This window comes from Bradyrhizobium sp. JHI2711 (assembly GCF_056156565.1).
In genome coordinates, this window is sequence record NZ_JBPZPT010000002.1 from 644,249 (window position 1) to 659,020 (window position 14,772).

At 62.0% G+C, this 14,772-nt stretch carries 12 protein-coding genes; 9 read left to right on the forward strand and 3 right to left on the reverse strand.

Going from position 1 to position 14,772, the window contains the following annotated elements; all coding sequences use genetic code 11:
• Positions 1 to 137 precede the first annotated feature (137 nt).
• The 3 genes from ACTEK7_RS15530 (at position 138) to ACTEK7_RS15540 (ending at position 4,119) form a co-directional block, all read left to right on the forward strand.
• Complete coding sequence (locus ACTEK7_RS15530; protein ID WP_225147489.1) at positions 138 to 1,622, forward strand: DGQHR domain-containing protein; 1,485 nt, start codon at positions 138 to 140, stop codon at positions 1,620 to 1,622.
• Positions 1,623 to 1,928: 306 nt separating this feature from the next.
• Positions 1,929 to 2,969, forward strand: coding sequence for a hypothetical protein (locus tag ACTEK7_RS15535; RefSeq protein ID WP_225147488.1), 1,041 nt, complete (start codon positions 1,929 to 1,931; stop codon positions 2,967 to 2,969).
• A 28-nt stretch (positions 2,970 to 2,997) separates the two neighbouring features.
• On the forward strand, positions 2,998 to 4,119 hold the full coding sequence (locus ACTEK7_RS15540) for a DNA adenine methylase (protein WP_474809534.1): 1,122 nt from the start codon (positions 2,998 to 3,000) through the stop codon (positions 4,117 to 4,119).
• A 161-nt stretch (positions 4,120 to 4,280) separates the two neighbouring features.
• Here the strand turns inward: ACTEK7_RS15540 and rpmB are convergent, their stop codons facing one another.
• Positions 4,281 to 4,589 carry a 50S ribosomal protein L28 gene (gene rpmB / locus ACTEK7_RS15545; protein ID WP_036001998.1) on the reverse strand — a complete coding sequence of 103 codons (309 nt, stop codon included), beginning with the start codon at positions 4,587 to 4,589 and terminating at the stop codon, positions 4,281 to 4,283.
• 591 nt (positions 4,590 to 5,180) lie between these two features.
• Here rpmB and ACTEK7_RS15550 point away from each other — a divergent pair.
• The 5 genes from ACTEK7_RS15550 (at position 5,181) to ACTEK7_RS15570 (ending at position 12,064) form a co-directional block, all read left to right on the forward strand.
• Entirely contained in the window at positions 5,181 to 5,999 is an 819-nt protein-coding gene (locus tag ACTEK7_RS15550) for a DUF3108 domain-containing protein (protein WP_109145579.1), read from the forward strand.
• A 713-nt stretch (positions 6,000 to 6,712) separates the two neighbouring features.
• Positions 6,713 to 10,144, forward strand: a complete 3,432-nt coding sequence (locus tag ACTEK7_RS15555) for a helicase-related protein (RefSeq protein WP_225147486.1) — start codon at positions 6,713 to 6,715, stop codon at positions 10,142 to 10,144.
• A gap of 28 nt (positions 10,145 to 10,172) precedes the next feature.
• Positions 10,173 to 10,424 carry an RNA-binding S4 domain-containing protein gene (locus ACTEK7_RS15560; RefSeq protein WP_074447665.1) on the forward strand — a complete coding sequence of 84 codons (252 nt, stop codon included), beginning with the start codon at positions 10,173 to 10,175 and terminating at the stop codon, positions 10,422 to 10,424.
• Between the two features lie 132 nt (positions 10,425 to 10,556).
• Entirely contained in the window at positions 10,557 to 10,895 is a 339-nt protein-coding gene (fdxA, locus tag ACTEK7_RS15565) for a ferredoxin FdxA (RefSeq protein WP_018643465.1), read from the forward strand.
• 344 nt (positions 10,896 to 11,239) lie between these two features.
• Entirely contained in the window at positions 11,240 to 12,064 is an 825-nt protein-coding gene (locus ACTEK7_RS15570) for a CarD family transcriptional regulator (RefSeq protein WP_074447640.1), read from the forward strand.
• Between the two features lie 84 nt (positions 12,065 to 12,148).
• Here ACTEK7_RS15570 and ACTEK7_RS15575 read toward each other — a convergent pair whose 3' ends face one another.
• Positions 12,149 to 13,537: an adenylate/guanylate cyclase domain-containing protein gene (locus ACTEK7_RS15575; RefSeq protein WP_225147498.1), complete on the reverse strand. Its 1,389-nt coding sequence runs from the start codon at positions 13,535 to 13,537 to the stop codon at positions 12,149 to 12,151.
• A 28-nt stretch (positions 13,538 to 13,565) separates the two neighbouring features.
• A complete protein-coding gene (locus tag ACTEK7_RS15580) occupies positions 13,566 to 13,943 on the reverse strand; it encodes a winged helix-turn-helix transcriptional regulator (protein WP_225147485.1) in 378 nt (125 codons plus the stop codon).
• A gap of 108 nt (positions 13,944 to 14,051) precedes the next feature.
• On the opposite strand from ACTEK7_RS15580, the gene ACTEK7_RS15585 reads away from it, so the two are divergent.
• A complete protein-coding gene (locus ACTEK7_RS15585) occupies positions 14,052 to 14,756 on the forward strand; it encodes a glutathione S-transferase family protein (RefSeq protein WP_225147497.1) in 705 nt (234 codons plus the stop codon).
• Positions 14,757 to 14,772: the final 16 nt, after the last annotated feature.

Here is a 14,772-nt window from a genome sequence, read left to right on the forward strand (position 1 = left end):
TCCATCCACTTGTTGTGAAAAGGATTGTTAGTCGGTCTTAAGTAGCCTTTATCTGCTAAAGCTGTTCGGTTACAACCCTGAGCTGAGGCGAATTCTGGGGTACTCAATTGAAAAAGTCGGTAGCTAAGAGGCGGTCAGTGCCCGCGCTCAAGGTGAATCAGTGGCTCAGTGGCTGGGACAAAATTCCGTTCTCGGCAAAGCTGCATCGCTCGAAACCGCAGCCTCACTTCTACATATTCTCTCTTCCTGCGGTCGAGTTGAGGGCGCTATGCGGGATCTCAAGGCGTGACGCGTCGAAGGTGAAAGATCGCGCTTTGGATCTGGGCATCCAGCGAAGACACGAACCAGAGAGGTCCGAGGAGATCGCACAGTTTGTGGACTTTGGATACCCGTGGTCCACTCTGAGCGAAAGCAGACGGAAGTCCGCGGACTTCAACGACATGAGAAAGCCGGGGTGGCTGCCTACAGCTATCGTCATCAATATTTTGAAGCCAGGCGACAAGAGGAATCTCGAAGCCGAGGTTGCGCCGGACGATTCCGTTGACGTGCGCTCTTCCGATAGCGTTGCCGAATTGATGATGCCCTATCAGGAGTGGAGCTCGTCTTGGACTCCTAAGTTGCTACCACCCTTCGAAGTGATCGATGGGCAGCATCGTCTTTGGGCATTCGATCGAAACGCTGATCCTTCTTTTGAGCTTCCAGTAGTGGCCTTCCATGGGCTGGACGTGAGCTGGCAGGCGTACCTGTTCTGGACCATCAACATCAAGCCAAAGCGCATTAATCCAAGTCTTGCATTCGATCTCTATCCGCTACTGCGCGCTGAGGACTGGCTTGATAAGGCGGAAGGACATTATGTCTATCGGGAGACGCGCTCTCAGGAACTGACCGAGGCGCTATGGTCAAATCCGGATAGCCCCTGGTACGACCGCATCAACATGTTGGGCGAAAAGAAGGTCAGGTGGGTTACTCAAGCTGCGTGGATTAAGTCTCTCATGTCCACCCTGATACGACCTTGGCATGGAAGGCGTGAAAACCCGGGAGGTCTTTTTGGGTCGCGAATGCAGGAGGGTGACGAAGTTCTTGGCTGGAGCAGAGCCCAACAAGCGGCTTTCCTGATATACTGGTGGATTCTACTGCGCGAGGCCGTCCTCAAGTCATCGAGTGATTGGGCGAAGAAGACAATTAACGCGCAGAAAAAATTGCGAGCAGATGATGCTGAGTCGGCTCCATTTTACGGGCCGCACTCGCTATTGACTACCGATCAAGGGGTTCGTGGCGCGCTGCACGTGCTCAACGATCTATGCTTTTTAGCGGCTTCAAAGCTCGAACTTCGTTCATGGCAAGTGCAGGCGAACGCATCGGCGAGTGATGCGGAAGCTGTATCGGAAGCGGTTGCTACGTTGCCCAAACAAAAAATGGCGGCTTTTCTCAAGTCATTGGCTAGTGCTCTTGCTGGGTTTGATTGGCGTACGAGCAGCGATCCGAGCGTCACAGAGAACGAGCGTCGCGACAAATTGGTCTTCCGTGGAAGTAGTGGGTACAAAGAAATTCGGATTCAACTTCTCGAGCACCTCGCCAAATCTGGAGGTGAAGTTGGCCAGCTTGCAAAGCGATTGGTGTAATTGATGGCCATCGAGCAAGCAGATCAAATTACACTGAGTAGATTGAGGCGAGAGGACGTCGAGAGTACCCTCGAAGGTCTTGGTCGCTTTATGGCCAAGTCGTCCTGGCTGGGCCCCCAGAATCGTTACGCTGTCGATCCTATTCGAGAGATTGGAAACGACGTACGTGTTGGTCGCGTTCAAAATCCTAGCCAGCTTGCCGAGCTCATCGTGGCGAGTGGGTTGCTACACTGCGCAGATGGGTGGAGCTATCTTGGACGAGCAATTTTGGCCCTACTCCGTGGGGATCCTCACAGAGCGCGTCACTTGGCCTACTATGCCGAGCTTCGGGCCGCTACAGCTCTACTAGCTACAGAAGGCGTTGGGGTTTTTAATGGTGATCATTTTGCAATCACCAGTTCGAATGTTGCGTCCTTCCTCGATACGAAACAGGGCACGCATCATTTCGCTTGGAACTGTCTTGAATTCTGGTCTGAGCAAGGTACGTCCGCTAACTTATTTGCAAACATAATTCGGCCGTATGGCATCAGCCTTGAGAATTGGTTCGCGCCTATCGGTGGTGCAGGAAACTTCGCCCCACATGCTCGCAAGTGGTTCAAGCAGTGGGGGATGGATCTGCGGATTTTCCCCGACGATCATCGAGCGAGAAATATTTCAAGCTACCAACCGGACGGATTGCCAAAGTTCTGGGAGGTTGGGGGGCACAGCGCGCTTGAATTTGTAAAGAGCCTTTGGGAAGCGCTAGAGCCCTCGCCAGTTTGCCGCTTCGACAACATCGACTCCCATTTGTTGAGGGTTACCCTTGAGGCTCAATTTACGTCAATTACGGCCAAGAGGCCCGACAAGGCGCGCCCGAGGTTCAGGAAGTTTGTTGAGCCGGTAATTCAACATCAAGGCCTGTCGCCGGAGGCAACAAGCCAGTGGCTTGAATTCATGTTTAGGGAGGTGAGTCCCTCTGATCTCGAGATCTTCAAATTCTCTCAGAAGTTGCCGGATGATATGGCATTCAGTGCGTTTGCAGTGATGTCGCGAGCGACTTTGTTGCTCAGGGCAGCATCCGGCTCGACGTCGCGGTTGTTTCAAGCCGCGAATCATCCAATAGATTCCTTCAAATTTTGGTGGGCAAAGTTCGGAGTCGCGAAGGGACTATGGGATGGGGATAGGGATGCCGACGAGTTACAGGATCTTTGGGAAGATATCCGAGACGCCTTGAATGAAGTTGAAGCTTTTCAAGCTGGTAATTCCAAAGCAACCCAGACCTACTTTCGGATGGCCCAAGATGTGGCGAAGGCGGTTATTTCTTTGGGAAGCTGCGAAAGAGTCGCGCTCTGGAGTATGGCAACCTGACGCGGTCGACTAACACTTCATGAAGTACATGGGCTCCAAGAGAGCGATGCTCCGGAACGGGTTAGGCGAGGTGCTTAGCCGCGAACTCTATGGTGTTGGGAGATTTGTTGATCTGTTCACGGGGTCCGCATCGGTGGCTGGTCACGTAGCGTTGAATTATGATGTTCCAGTTTTAGCTTCCGACCTTCAGAACTATAGCGTCGTTCTCGCCAATGCGATCATTGCGCGACGACAGTCTTTGGATAGCGATCGAATTTGGCGGGCATGGTTTGCCCGGGCCAATGAACGAGTTCGTGGGCTCGGCGCCGTGCCAGCGCTGGATGGGCGAGTTACGCGGCAAATTGTTGAGCGGCACCGCGATTGGTGTGAGGCCGCTGAGGATGTTCCGCTAACTAACGCATATGGAGGGCACTATTTCAGCGCCCGCCAAGCTGTCTGGATCGACGGTTTGCGCGCTACTGCTCCAAGAGGAAGCGCGCGTGACGTTGCTCTCGCATCATTGATCGGAGCTGCCAGTTTTTGTGCTGCTAGCCCTGGACATACCGCGCAACCGTTTCAGCCAACAAGGACGGCCAAGCGATTTTTAGCAGAGGCCTGGTCGAGAGATCTAGTGCAGAGAACGCGGTTAAATCTGGATGCGCTTTGCACTCTAGTTTCTAAGCAAGCAGGCGAGGCGGTGCAGCGCGATGCAAATCTGGTGGCGGCAAATTTGACTGAGAAGGATCTCGCGTTTCTGGATCCGCCCTATTCTGGAGTTCATTACAGCAGATTTTATCATGTGCTTGAATCTGTCGCGAATGGCAGAGCGGGCCAAGTATCTGGCGTCGGACGCTATCCTCCGGAAAGACTTAGGCCTCGGTCCAGCTACAGTGTGCGATCGGAGTCCACGGAGGCGCTTAAGCGACTGCTTCGTACGATCGCAGGGCAGGGTGCAAAGGCAATCTTAACATTCCCTAATCACGCGTGCTCGAATGGTCTCTCCGGTTCTCTCATTTCAGACATTGCGTCAGAGGAGTTTCGGGTGGAGTGCAAGGTTGTTCAAAGTCGCTTTAGCAGCCTTGGTGGCACGAGCGATCAACGCGGAAATCAGGCGGGCCGAAACGCCCGTGTCGATGCGCAAGAACTCGTTTTGATACTGAAACCAAGGTGAGCGGAAAGACCTATGCCGGCTGCTTAACGAGAACCACGACAGTCGGGAGGACGCCCAAAAACAAAAACGGCCGGATCTTCCGATCCGGCCGCTACTCAAACTCTACTGGCTAAGCCTACGCCACGCGACGCAACTTAGCCCCCGCCCGATTCTGAAAAATTTCAGCTCGCCTGCTTGGCAGGCTGGGTGTCGCCGACCTTCTTCTGGATGGCGCGCTTCAGCTCGACGGCGCGCGGGGAGAGCGCGTCAGTGTTGGCCTTGAGCAGGTAGGCATCGAGGCCGCCATTGTGGTCGACGCTCTTGATCGCGTTGGTGGAGACGCGCAGGCGCACGTTGCGGCCGAGGGCTTCCGAGATGAACGTCACGTTGACGAGGTTCGGCAGGAAGCGGCGCTTGGTCTTGATGTTGGAGTGGCTGACCTTGTGGCCGACGAGGGGGCCCTTGGCCGTCAGTTCGCAGCGGCGAGACATGGCATAAATCCTTTAGTTCGAACCCCCAACGAGTGCGGCCGCCATTTCGGCGCCACTGGGGCAAATTCTTTCGTCCTTGCAGGGAGCGGGCGGACGTATAGGGGGGAAGGGGCGGGACGTCAAGGCGACGGGCCGTTTTTGGCCCGTCGTCCCGGGGCGGGCAGAGCCCGAACCCGGGATCTCGCGCCCCAGCCTCGGTGTCATCGCCCGCGAAGGCGGGCGATCCAGTACGCCGCGGCGGCGCGGCTGACCAGAGGCGCTGCGGCGTACTGGATGCCCCGCCTTCGCGGGGCATGACGGCGGAGGTGGGGAGAGCTCGGAACGCCCCCGTTACCGCCCGATCACCAAAACGGCAATGATTGTCGCGCCTTACCATCACATAAAGGGCGTATTCGCCGTCGAAGAGTCCGGTGGAGTTCCCGGGGCTGCACGCCCCGACACATTGTTTGCCGCCGGTTTTGGCTTAAGTAACAGCACATCGCGCTCTGATTGGATTGTTTCGTGCCGACAACGCTTCATTTCGCGCAAGTCTTGCGCTCAGCCTGTCTGTGTCGGGGCGTCCGCTTGGACGTCCCCTTGGCCGGCCGGCTGATGGCGCTTTGTGGCCTCGCGGCGGTGCTGGGCCTGGCGTCCGGCGCAGCGCCCGCGGCGGCGCAAGGCAAGCTCGAAGCGCAATATGAGGCGACGCTGGCGGGCATTCCCGTCGGCAAGGGCGCCTGGAACATCGATATCCAGGACGACGTGTTCTCGGCGGCGGCCGCCGGCGGCACCACCGGGCTTTTGAAGTCGTTCACGGGCGGGTCCGGCACCGGCGCCAGCCAGGGGCGCGTCGTTGGTGGCGCGCTGGTTGCGACCGGCTACCAGGCCTCCACCACCACCCAGAAAAAGACCGAAGAGATCCGCATCACCCTCGACAAGGGCAATGTGAAGGATTTTGCCATCCTGCCGGAGCCGCCGGTCGATCCCGATCGCATCGTCGTCACCGAGGCGCACCGCCGCGGCGTCTGGGACCCGATGACCGCTTCGCTGCTGCGCGTGCCCGGCACCGGTGATCCCGTTTCGCAGGACGCCTGCCACAGCTCCGCGCCCGTGTTCGACGGCCGCATGCGCTACGAGCTCAAGCTCGATTTCAAGCGCATGGAGACCGTGAAGGCGGAGAAGGGGTACAAGGGCCCGGTCGTGGTCTGCGCGATCTATTTCGTGCCGATCGCCGGCTACATCCCCGACCGGCCCGTGATCAAATACCTCGCCGCCCAGCGCAACATGGAGATCGCGTTCGCCCCCATCGCCGGCACGCGCATCCTGGTCCCGTTTTGGCTGAAAGTGCCGACCCCGCTCGGCCCGGCCATGCTGGAAGCCACCAGCTTCATCACGTCGCCCCAGCCGCCAAGGGTCGCGAAGACGCAGTAGGCAAGGAGGCCGCACCGCTCTCTCCGCCGTCATTCCGGGGCGCGCCCCTTGGCGCGAACCCGGAATCCATCAGGCCGCAGAGACGGTTGCGCGATGGATTCCGGGCTCGCGACTGCGTCGCGCCCCGGAATGACGAGCGAAATGGGAGCCCAAAAGCGCGCCCTAATGATTTCAACGACTTACCTACTGTGCATGGGGTTGTTTTCGCACTCTTTGTTTGGCCAGCCCCGCCGCAGTGAATCCATTTGACTCCTCCCCGATTCTGATTCGACTCGAGCCCATCCCCAGCTTTAACCAACCCGCGCGCTTGTGCGCTCCCGCAAAACTCCATCTAGTGCACGACCAAGACGAGTCCCGCGACATGTTGCGTGAACGGAACGGGACTCACAGGGGAGTCAGCGATTCGGCCGCGATTCGTTCTAGAGTCGTTCCGAAGCTTAAAGCGAACGGGAAAAGCGTCGCAAAGTGAGACAGTTGCGCGGGATTTGGGGCGGGCGTTTTCACGCCCGCGGTGTGCCCCTCACCCTGAGGAGGCCGCGCAAGCGGCCGTCTCGAAGGGCGAGGGGCTTGGCTCGCCCAGCAGCACCAGCCGGGCCTTCATCCTTCGAGACGCGCTGACGCGCTCCTCAGGATGAGGAACGAAGAGCCAGCCCCCTCTCCGCCCCGGATAGCACTGACATTCGCCCAAATCGCCATTACCTAATCCGATAGACATGGCTTTTTCCTCCTCCCCCTTCGCCTCCGAGCGCGCCCCCGGCGCGGGCGTCACTGCGGTGCTCGGTCCGACCAATACCGGCAAGACCCATCTCGCCATCGAGCGGATGCTGGCGCATCCCTCGGGCATGATCGGCCTGCCACTGCGCCTGCTCGCGCGCGAGGTCTACAACAAGATCGCCGACAGAGCCGGCGAGGCCAGCGTCGCGCTCGTCACCGGCGAGGAGAAGATCAAGCCGAAGAATCCGCGCTATTGGGTCTCGACCGTCGAGGCGATGCCGCGCGATATCGACGTCTCCTTCCTCGCCGTCGACGAGATCCAGATCGCCGCCGATCTCGAGCGCGGCCACGTCTTCACCGATCGAATCCTCAACCGCCGCGGCCGCGACGAGACGCTGCTGTTAGGTGCCGCCACCATGCGCCCGATCATCGAGCGCCTGTTGCCGGGCGTCTCCATGATCACGCGGCCCAGATTGTCGCAGCTCGAATTCGCCGGCGACCGCAAGATCACGCGCCAGCCGCGCCGCACCGCGATCGTCGCGTTCTCGGCCGATGAAGTCTATGCGATCGCCGAGCTGATCCGCCGCCAGCATGGCGGCGCCGCCGTGGTGCTGGGCTCGCTCTCGCCCCGCACACGAAACGCGCAAGTCGCGATGTTCCAGAACGGCGACGTCGATTATCTCGTCGCCACCGACGCCGTCGGCATGGGCCTCAATCTCGACGTCGACCACGTCGCCTTCGCCTCCGACCGCAAGTTCGACGGCTATCAGTTCCGCCGCCTGACGCCGGCCGAATTCGCGCAGATCGCAGGCCGCGCCGGCCGCGCCACCCGCAACGGCACCTTCGGCACCACGGGCCGCTGCGCGCCGTTCGAGCCCGAGCTCGTCAACGCGCTGCAGAACCACACCTTCGATGCCGTGAAGGTGCTGCAATGGCGCAATTCCAAGCTCGATTTCTCCTCGCTCGGCGCGCTCCAGGTCTCGCTGAACCTCGCCCCCGGCCACGAGACGCTGACGCGCGCGCCGATCGCCGAGGACATGCGCGTGCTCGATCACGCCGCCCGCGACGGCGAGGTGCGCGATATCGCGCATGGCAAGGCTGCCGTGGAGCGGCTCTGGGAAGCCTGCCAGGTCCCGGACTATAGAAAGCTGTCGCCGGCCGCCCATGCCGAGCTGGTGACGACGCTGTACGGCTTCCTCATGCGCAAGGGCTGCATTCCCGATGCCTGGTTCGAGTCCCAGGTCACCCAGGCCGACCGCATCGACGGCGACATCGACACGCTGTCGGCCCGAATCGCCCAGATTCGCACCTGGACCTTCGTCGCCAACCGCCCGGACTGGCTGAAAGACCCGGAACGCTGGCAGGGGATCGCGCGGGAGGTCGAAAATAAATTATCGGATGCGCTCCATGAACGCTTGACTGAGCGTTTCGTTGATCGCCGGACCAGTGTATTGATGCGCCGCCTGCGGGAGAACACGAGCTTGAATACTGAAATCGGCAAGACCGGCGAAGTCATCGTCGAAGGCCATGTCATCGGCCGCCTCGATGGCTTCACCTTTGCACCGGATGCGGCGGAAGCCGGCTCCGATGCGAAAGCCTTGCAGGCTGCAGCGCAAGCGGTGCTCGCCGGCGAGATCAACGCGCGCGCCGAAAAGCTGGGCAATGCGCCGGACGAGCAGTTCGTGCTCACGTCCGAAGGCATCATCCGCTGGACCGGCGATGCCATGGCGCGCCTTGCCGCCGCAGACGAGGCGCTGCATCCGCGCATCCGCATCATCTCGGACGAGCGCCTGACCGGCGCCCCCCGCGACAAGGTGCAGGCGCGGCTCGAGCTCTGGCTCAAGACCCACATCGAAAAGCTGCTCGGGCCGATGTTCGAGCTGTCGAAGGCCGAGGACGTCACCGGCATTGCCCGCGGCATCGCCTATCAGCTGGTCGAGGCGCTCGGCGTGCTCGAGCGTCCGAAGATCGCCAGCGAGCTGAAGGATCTCGACCAGTCCTCGCGCGCCGTCTTGCGCAAATACGGCGTCCGCTTCGGCGCCTATCACATCTATTTCCCCGGCCTGCTCAAGCCCGCCGCGCGTGCGCTCGCCGCACTGCTCTGGGCGCTGAAGCAGGACAATGTCGATCTCTCCGCGCTCTCGGGCGCGCAGCATCTGGCCTCCTCGGGGCGTACCTCGTTCCCGGTCGACAAGGCGCTGCCGCGCGATGCCTATCGCGTGCTCGGCTACAAGCAGGCCGGCGAGCGCGCGGTGCGCGTCGACATTCTGGAGCGCCTCGCCGACCTGATCCGCCCGGCGCTGGCGTGGCGCGAGAATTCGCCGGGCGAAAAGCCCGCCGGCGCGTTCGACGGCCGCAGCTTCGTGGTGACGCAGGCGATGACCTCGCTCACCGGATCTGCCGGCGAGGATTTCGCCTCCGTGCTACGCGCGCTCGGCTATCGCATGGAGAAGCGCCCGCCGCTGCCGCCGAAGCCTGTGGTCGCCGAGCAGGTCGTGACCGAGCAGATCGTCACTGAGACCGTCGCGGCCGAGACGCCGCCCGCTGAAGGCAGCGCGGAGACCTCGACCGAGGCTGCAGCGGAAGCCGTTGCCGGCCTGTCGGCTGAGACCCCGGCCGCTGAGGCTACGGCCGAAGCCGTCACCGTCGAAGACGCGCCCGGCATGGAGCCGCACGACGACCCCGCTCCTGCGGAGGCTCAGGAGGAGCCGGCGCTGGAAGCGTCTCCGGAAGCGCCCGTCACGCCCGAGGACGCCCCCGGAATCGCGCCGCCCGCAGAAGAGGCTGCGACGCCCGCCGAGGCTGCCGGCCTCGAAGCGGCTGCCGCCGAGACCGCCGCGACGGAAGCTGCTGCATCCCCCGATGCTGCCGCGCCTGAGGCAACAGTCGCACCGGCCGAGCCTGAGCTGGTCGAGGTCTGGCGCCCTGCCGGTCGTCACGAAGATCGCAAGCCGCGCCACGAGCGCCATCGCCATCAGCGTCACAACAACCAGCGTCCGCGGCCCGGCGCTGCACCCGATGCAGCGAGCGCCGCGCCCGGCGAAGCCGCCGACGGCGCGAAGCCGGGCCATCGTCATGGCGGCGGCCATCGCCGCGATGGCGGCCGCGACTTCCGCAAGCCGCGTGAAGGCGGCGAGGGTGGTGAGCGTCGCGACGACCGCAATCGCAGCTTCCAGGGCAAGGGGGACCGCGACAAGGATCGCGATCGCAACCGCGACAACAAGAAGTTCGGCGGAGATCGCGACAAGGGCCGCGACAATCGCGGCCGCGACCGCGACAAGGGCCGCGACCGCCGTGATCGCGAGTCGGGTCCCTCGCTGCGTCCCTACGCCTCGAGCGCGAACCCGCGCGAGCGCGATCGTCCGATCGATCCGAACTCGCCCTTCGCCAAGCTCGCCGCGCTGAAAGAGCAGCTGGGGCGGAAGGAGTAATCCCACGACGACGACCGAGCGGCAGCGCATCGACAAATGGCTGTGGCACGCGCGCGTGGTGAAGGCGCGCACCTCCGCGGCCGAGCTCGTCGTCACCGGCCATGTCCGCGTCAACGGCGTGCGCGAGACATCGCCGGGCCATGCGATCAAGCTTGGCGACGTCCTCACCATCGCGCTCGATCGCACCGTGCGCGTGCTGAAGGTCACCGCCTTCAACGAGCGCCGTGGCGATGCCGCCTCGGCTCGCGTGCTCTACGAGGAGCTCGGGACGCGCAATTAATTGCGCTTTCTATTCATTTCTTGGTCGATCAAACACACAAAGCCGTCATGATCGGGCTTTCCCGACCTTGCGGCGCCCGGCCATCCGCGCTAGGCAAGCCGCGACTTCTAAAAGAGCTTTTCGGAGCGTTGGATGACTTACGTCGTCACTGAAAACTGCATCAAGTGCAAGTACACCGACTGCGTCGAGGTCTGCCCGGTCGATTGCTTCTACGAGGGCGACAACATGCTCGTCATCCATCCCGACGAGTGCATCGATTGCGGCGTGTGCGAGCCGGAATGCCCCGCCGACGCCATCAAGCCGGACACGGAACCGGGCCTCGAAAAGTGGCTCCAGGTCAACGCCGACTACGCCAAGAGCTGGCCGAACATCACCCAGAAGAAAGAATCACCTGCCGACGCCAAGGAATTCGACGGCATGGAAGGCAAGTTCGAGAAATATTTTTCTCCGAACCCCGGCTCTGGGGACTAATTCGCGCCCAAACTTAACCCTAATAGCGGCGCTGCCGCCGAAAACCAGCCCTCAAGACCCCTAAATCATTGATTTTTGCGGGAAATGTGCTATATTGGGCACATTAAGCCGAACCCCGTCAGCCCCGTTGGCCCCTCTGGGTTCCCGTGAAACCAAATGTCGAACAGGGGCGTGGCAGTTTCCGCGCGCAGGCTGTGTCACAGAAAACGCGTAAAAAGAGTACTTCAGCGAGGGCTTCCCATAAGGAGGCCAAAAAAGTCGCCGCGGCCAGCCGTAGCGCATCCAAGGGTCGGACCGCGACGAAGGCGCCGGCTGCAAAGTCCTCGAAGAACAAAAGAAGCGCAATGCCTAACAAGACTGCCAAACCGGCCGCGAAAGCGACCGCTGCCAAGCCTGCTGCCGCCAAGCCTTTGAATGTCAAGCCTGTGACTGCCAAGGCCCCCGCTGCCAAGCCCGCCGCGACGAAGGCCCCTGTTGCCGTTGCGCCCGCCAAGGCTCCCGTCGCCGCCAAGCCGGCTGCCAAGCCCGCGGCTGCGCCGAAGGTCGAGGAAAAGAAGGTCGTGACCCAGCGTCAGGGCTTCAAGGCCAACGAGTTCGTGGTCTATCCCGCTCACGGCGTCGGCCAGATCCTGGCCATCGAGGAGCAGGAGATCGCCGGTGCGAAGCTCGAGCTGTTCGTCATCAACTTCATCAAGGACAAGATGACGCTGCGCGTGCCGACCGCCAAGGTCGCCAATGTCGGCATGCGCAAGCTGTCCGATCCGGCGCTGGTCAAGAAGGCGCTGGAAACGCTCAAGGGCCGCGCCCGCGTCAAGCGCACCATGTGGTCGCGCCGCGCCCAGGAATACGAAGCGAAGATCAATTCGGGCGACATCGTCGCGATCGCGGAAGTCGTGCGCGACCTCTATCGCTCGGAATCGCAGCCCGAGCAGTCCTACTCGGAACGCCAGCTCTATGAAGCGGCGCTCGACCGCCTGTCCCGCGAGATCGCGGTGGTGCAGCACTCGACCGAGACCGAAGCGGTCAAGGAGATCGAGGCGCAGCTCGCCAAGAGCCCGCGCCGCAATGCCAAGGCGGAAGCTGCCGAGGGCGAAGCTGACACGGATGCCGAGGGTGATACCGACGATACCGATGGCGACGACAGCACCGTCGCCGACGAGGCCGCGTAAGCCGGCACCGAACGCAAGCAATCAAAAGCCCGGCCGTTTGGCCGGGCTTTTTGTTTGGCTTCCTGAGGCCGCGGGAGTTCGGCTCTACGCGCCGCGCGGCTGGGTCCAGATCGCGATCGGCTGCTGAATGCCGCGGACCGCCCGCGCCTCTCGCGCTTCCAATGACTGAAACGTTGCGGCTGCGCCGCCCAGCTCGGCCTTCGCCTGGCTGACGAGGTCGTCACTTGCCACCAGCGCGCAGCCCAGGGTGCGGGTCAAGGCCTCGAGACGGCTTGCCACGTTGACGGTCGCGCCGATCACGGCAAATTCCAGACAGGTCTGCCCGAGGTCGCCGAGCACCACCGGCCCATAATGCAAGCCAAAGCTCACATGCAGCTTTGGCTCGCCTGACGCTGCCCGCTGATCGTTCCAACTCTCCGCCGCCGCGATCATCGCCTGGCCACATCGCAGCGCGTTGCTGGCGTCGTGCTCGCCGGCAAAGGGCGTGCCGAACGTTGCCATCAATCCGTCCCCGAGATATTTGTCGAGCGTGCCGCTATGGCGGAAAACCTCCTGCTCCATCAATCCGTGGAATTCCCGCAACGTCCGCACAACCTCCTGCGGCGAGCGTCCATCGGCAAAGGCCGTGAAGCCGACGATGTCGACGAACAGCACCGCGACGTGTTGCGTGCGCACCTGCTTCAACGGCTCGTCCTGTTTCGACAATTCCGCCACGACATTCGGTGAAAAGTAGCGCGCGAGGTTGCCGCGCTCGCGCTCCACCGCGGCATGCCGGATCAAGAGGACGTTGCTGCGGCGGACCGCGAGCGCCAAGGTCACGGCCACGATCATGAAGACGACGATCTCCTGGACGCGAACGTGGAACACGATCTCGCTCGGCGAGATCATCGCAAACAAGCGCTCATCGTTGCCTGTTGCGGCCGCGATGCGGGCCGTCAGCGCAGGATCGCGATCGGGTTGCCACCAGACCCAGGCTATGCCGACAATCCAGAGCGCAGCTGTCCAGATGCCGACCGCAATGACGGTCCGCCAAGTATAGGCCAAAGTGGCGCCTGCGAGCAGGACGAAGAAATAGATGAAGTTGCCGGAATGGTACTGCATCGCGACCGGCCAGTGCGAGGCTCCGAACGGATTGGGAACCACGATGAGGCAGGTCAGCAGCGCCAGGTCACAGAACAGGAGTGCCAATTCCGGCCGTGACAGGCCGACCCGCCCAACCCGGACCTGGGCCCAGCCGATCAGTGCGAACAAGCCGAGCAGCGCCACGTAGTAGAGCTGCTCCCAGGCGGGGTTGATCACCATGATCAGGCAGCCAATGACGACGAGGGCGACATAGCGCGCCCGCACTGCGAGTTGCAGGCCCTCCCGCTTGGCGGACGTCAGCGCGGCCTGTGCGAACTGAACTGTTTCGGCATCGCGCTCGCTCGGCGCGGGCGAATGCGCAGCCGGCAGGTTGAAGCGCTCGACGAGCATTGTCACGGCAGTCTCCTCGCTTGGGCCTTCAGCCGCTGGTTCGCTGCGCCCTTGCCGAGACGCTGATTTCGTTCCGGCGGCCTTCTCCGTCAGCCGCCGCCGCAACCGACGTCCACCAGTCCCCCAAAGCATCGATCAAGGGCACGAGCGCGTGACCGGCGGAGGTCAGATCGTACTCCACGCGCAGCGGATATCCGCCGAATTCCGTGCGGCTTACGATACCGGCGTCTTCCAGCTTGCGGAGCTCAAGCGCGAGCATCCTGTGTGAGATGGTCGGATTGTCTCGGCGCAAGTCGCTGAAGCGCTTGGTGCCCTGCTTCAAATAATAGATCAGCAGCGTCGGCCAGCGACCGCTCAGAATCTGCATCATTTCCTCGATCGGACATCTCGACACGAGATCCTTCATCGGCGCCTCCAGGTTACAAAAAAGTTCGTAATTTACTTGATGCGGCGAGCGGCTAGGGTCGCATCACCGCTGCGCAGCGTGATCATCAGAAATCACGGAGAATGGATCATGGACCCAATTCTACTCTACGGCTTCCCGAAGGGAAGCTCCATGGGGCTCGTTGCTGCTCTCGAATGGCTGGGTAAGCCATATCGGCTGTGTCGGGTCGATATGATGGGCGAGATGCGAAGCCCGTCATACGCCCGTATCAATCCGCGACACGAGACGCCGGTCTTCATCACCGAGCGGGGTGAGGTGCTGACGGAAACGATGGCTATCGCGGCCTGGTTAGAGGCCAGGGACGTCGAGCGGCGGATCAGCTTCGATCCGCTGTCGCGGCAAGCCGATCGCATGCATCAGCTCATGGCGTTCGTGAATACCGGTTTCACCGCCGCCTTCGCGCCGCTGTGGGCCGCATTGGAAGCCGAAGCCATGGAGCCTGCCGCGAAGTCGGTCCTGCGCGCCTTTGGTACAGCAAGGGTCATCGAGCGTCATGACAAGCTCGAAGCGATGATCGAAGCGCAACAATTCCTGCTCGGGGAGCGGCCGACCCTCGCCGACGCCGTGCTCGTCGGCGTCGCACGCTGGCTCGACTTCCACGCGGTCGCGGAGAGGAGCCGCTGGCCGAAGCTGGCAGCGCTGCGAGCTCGCCTCGAAGCCGATCCCGCGGTCCTCTACGCCACCGCTCTGGAGGACGGCGACTCGCATCGGGGAACGGGATCGTGCACCGGCCACGTCGCGTTGACCGAATTGATTGCGCAGTTCGGCAAATAGGAAGGCAGGAGGAGCC

What these genes read in the sequence shown, in the direction of transcription:
- ACTEK7_RS15540 (WP_474809534.1), top strand. Translation starts at nt 2,998, where the DNA reads ATGGGCTCCAAGAGAGCGATGCTCCGGAACGGGTTAGGCGAGGTGCTT.
- ACTEK7_RS15550 (WP_109145579.1), top strand. Translation starts at nt 5,181, where the DNA reads ATGGCGCTTTGTGGCCTCGCGGCGGTGCTGGGCCTGGCGTCCGGCGCA.
- fdxA (WP_018643465.1), top strand. Translation starts at nt 10,557, where the DNA reads ATGACTTACGTCGTCACTGAAAACTGCATCAAGTGCAAGTACACCGAC.
- ACTEK7_RS15580 (WP_225147485.1), bottom strand. Translation starts at nt 13,943, where the DNA reads ATGAAGGATCTCGTGTCGAGATGTCCGATCGAGGAAATGATGCAGATT.
- ACTEK7_RS15570 (WP_074447640.1), top strand. Translation starts at nt 11,240, where the DNA reads ATGCCTAACAAGACTGCCAAACCGGCCGCGAAAGCGACCGCTGCCAAG.
- ACTEK7_RS15555 (WP_225147486.1), top strand. Translation starts at nt 6,713, where the DNA reads ATGGCTTTTTCCTCCTCCCCCTTCGCCTCCGAGCGCGCCCCCGGCGCG.
- ACTEK7_RS15575 (WP_225147498.1), bottom strand. Translation starts at nt 13,537, where the DNA reads ATGCTCGTCGAGCGCTTCAACCTGCCGGCTGCGCATTCGCCCGCGCCG.
- rpmB (WP_036001998.1), bottom strand. Translation starts at nt 4,589, where the DNA reads ATGTCTCGCCGCTGCGAACTGACGGCCAAGGGCCCCCTCGTCGGCCAC.
- ACTEK7_RS15585 (WP_225147497.1), top strand. Translation starts at nt 14,052, where the DNA reads ATGGACCCAATTCTACTCTACGGCTTCCCGAAGGGAAGCTCCATGGGG.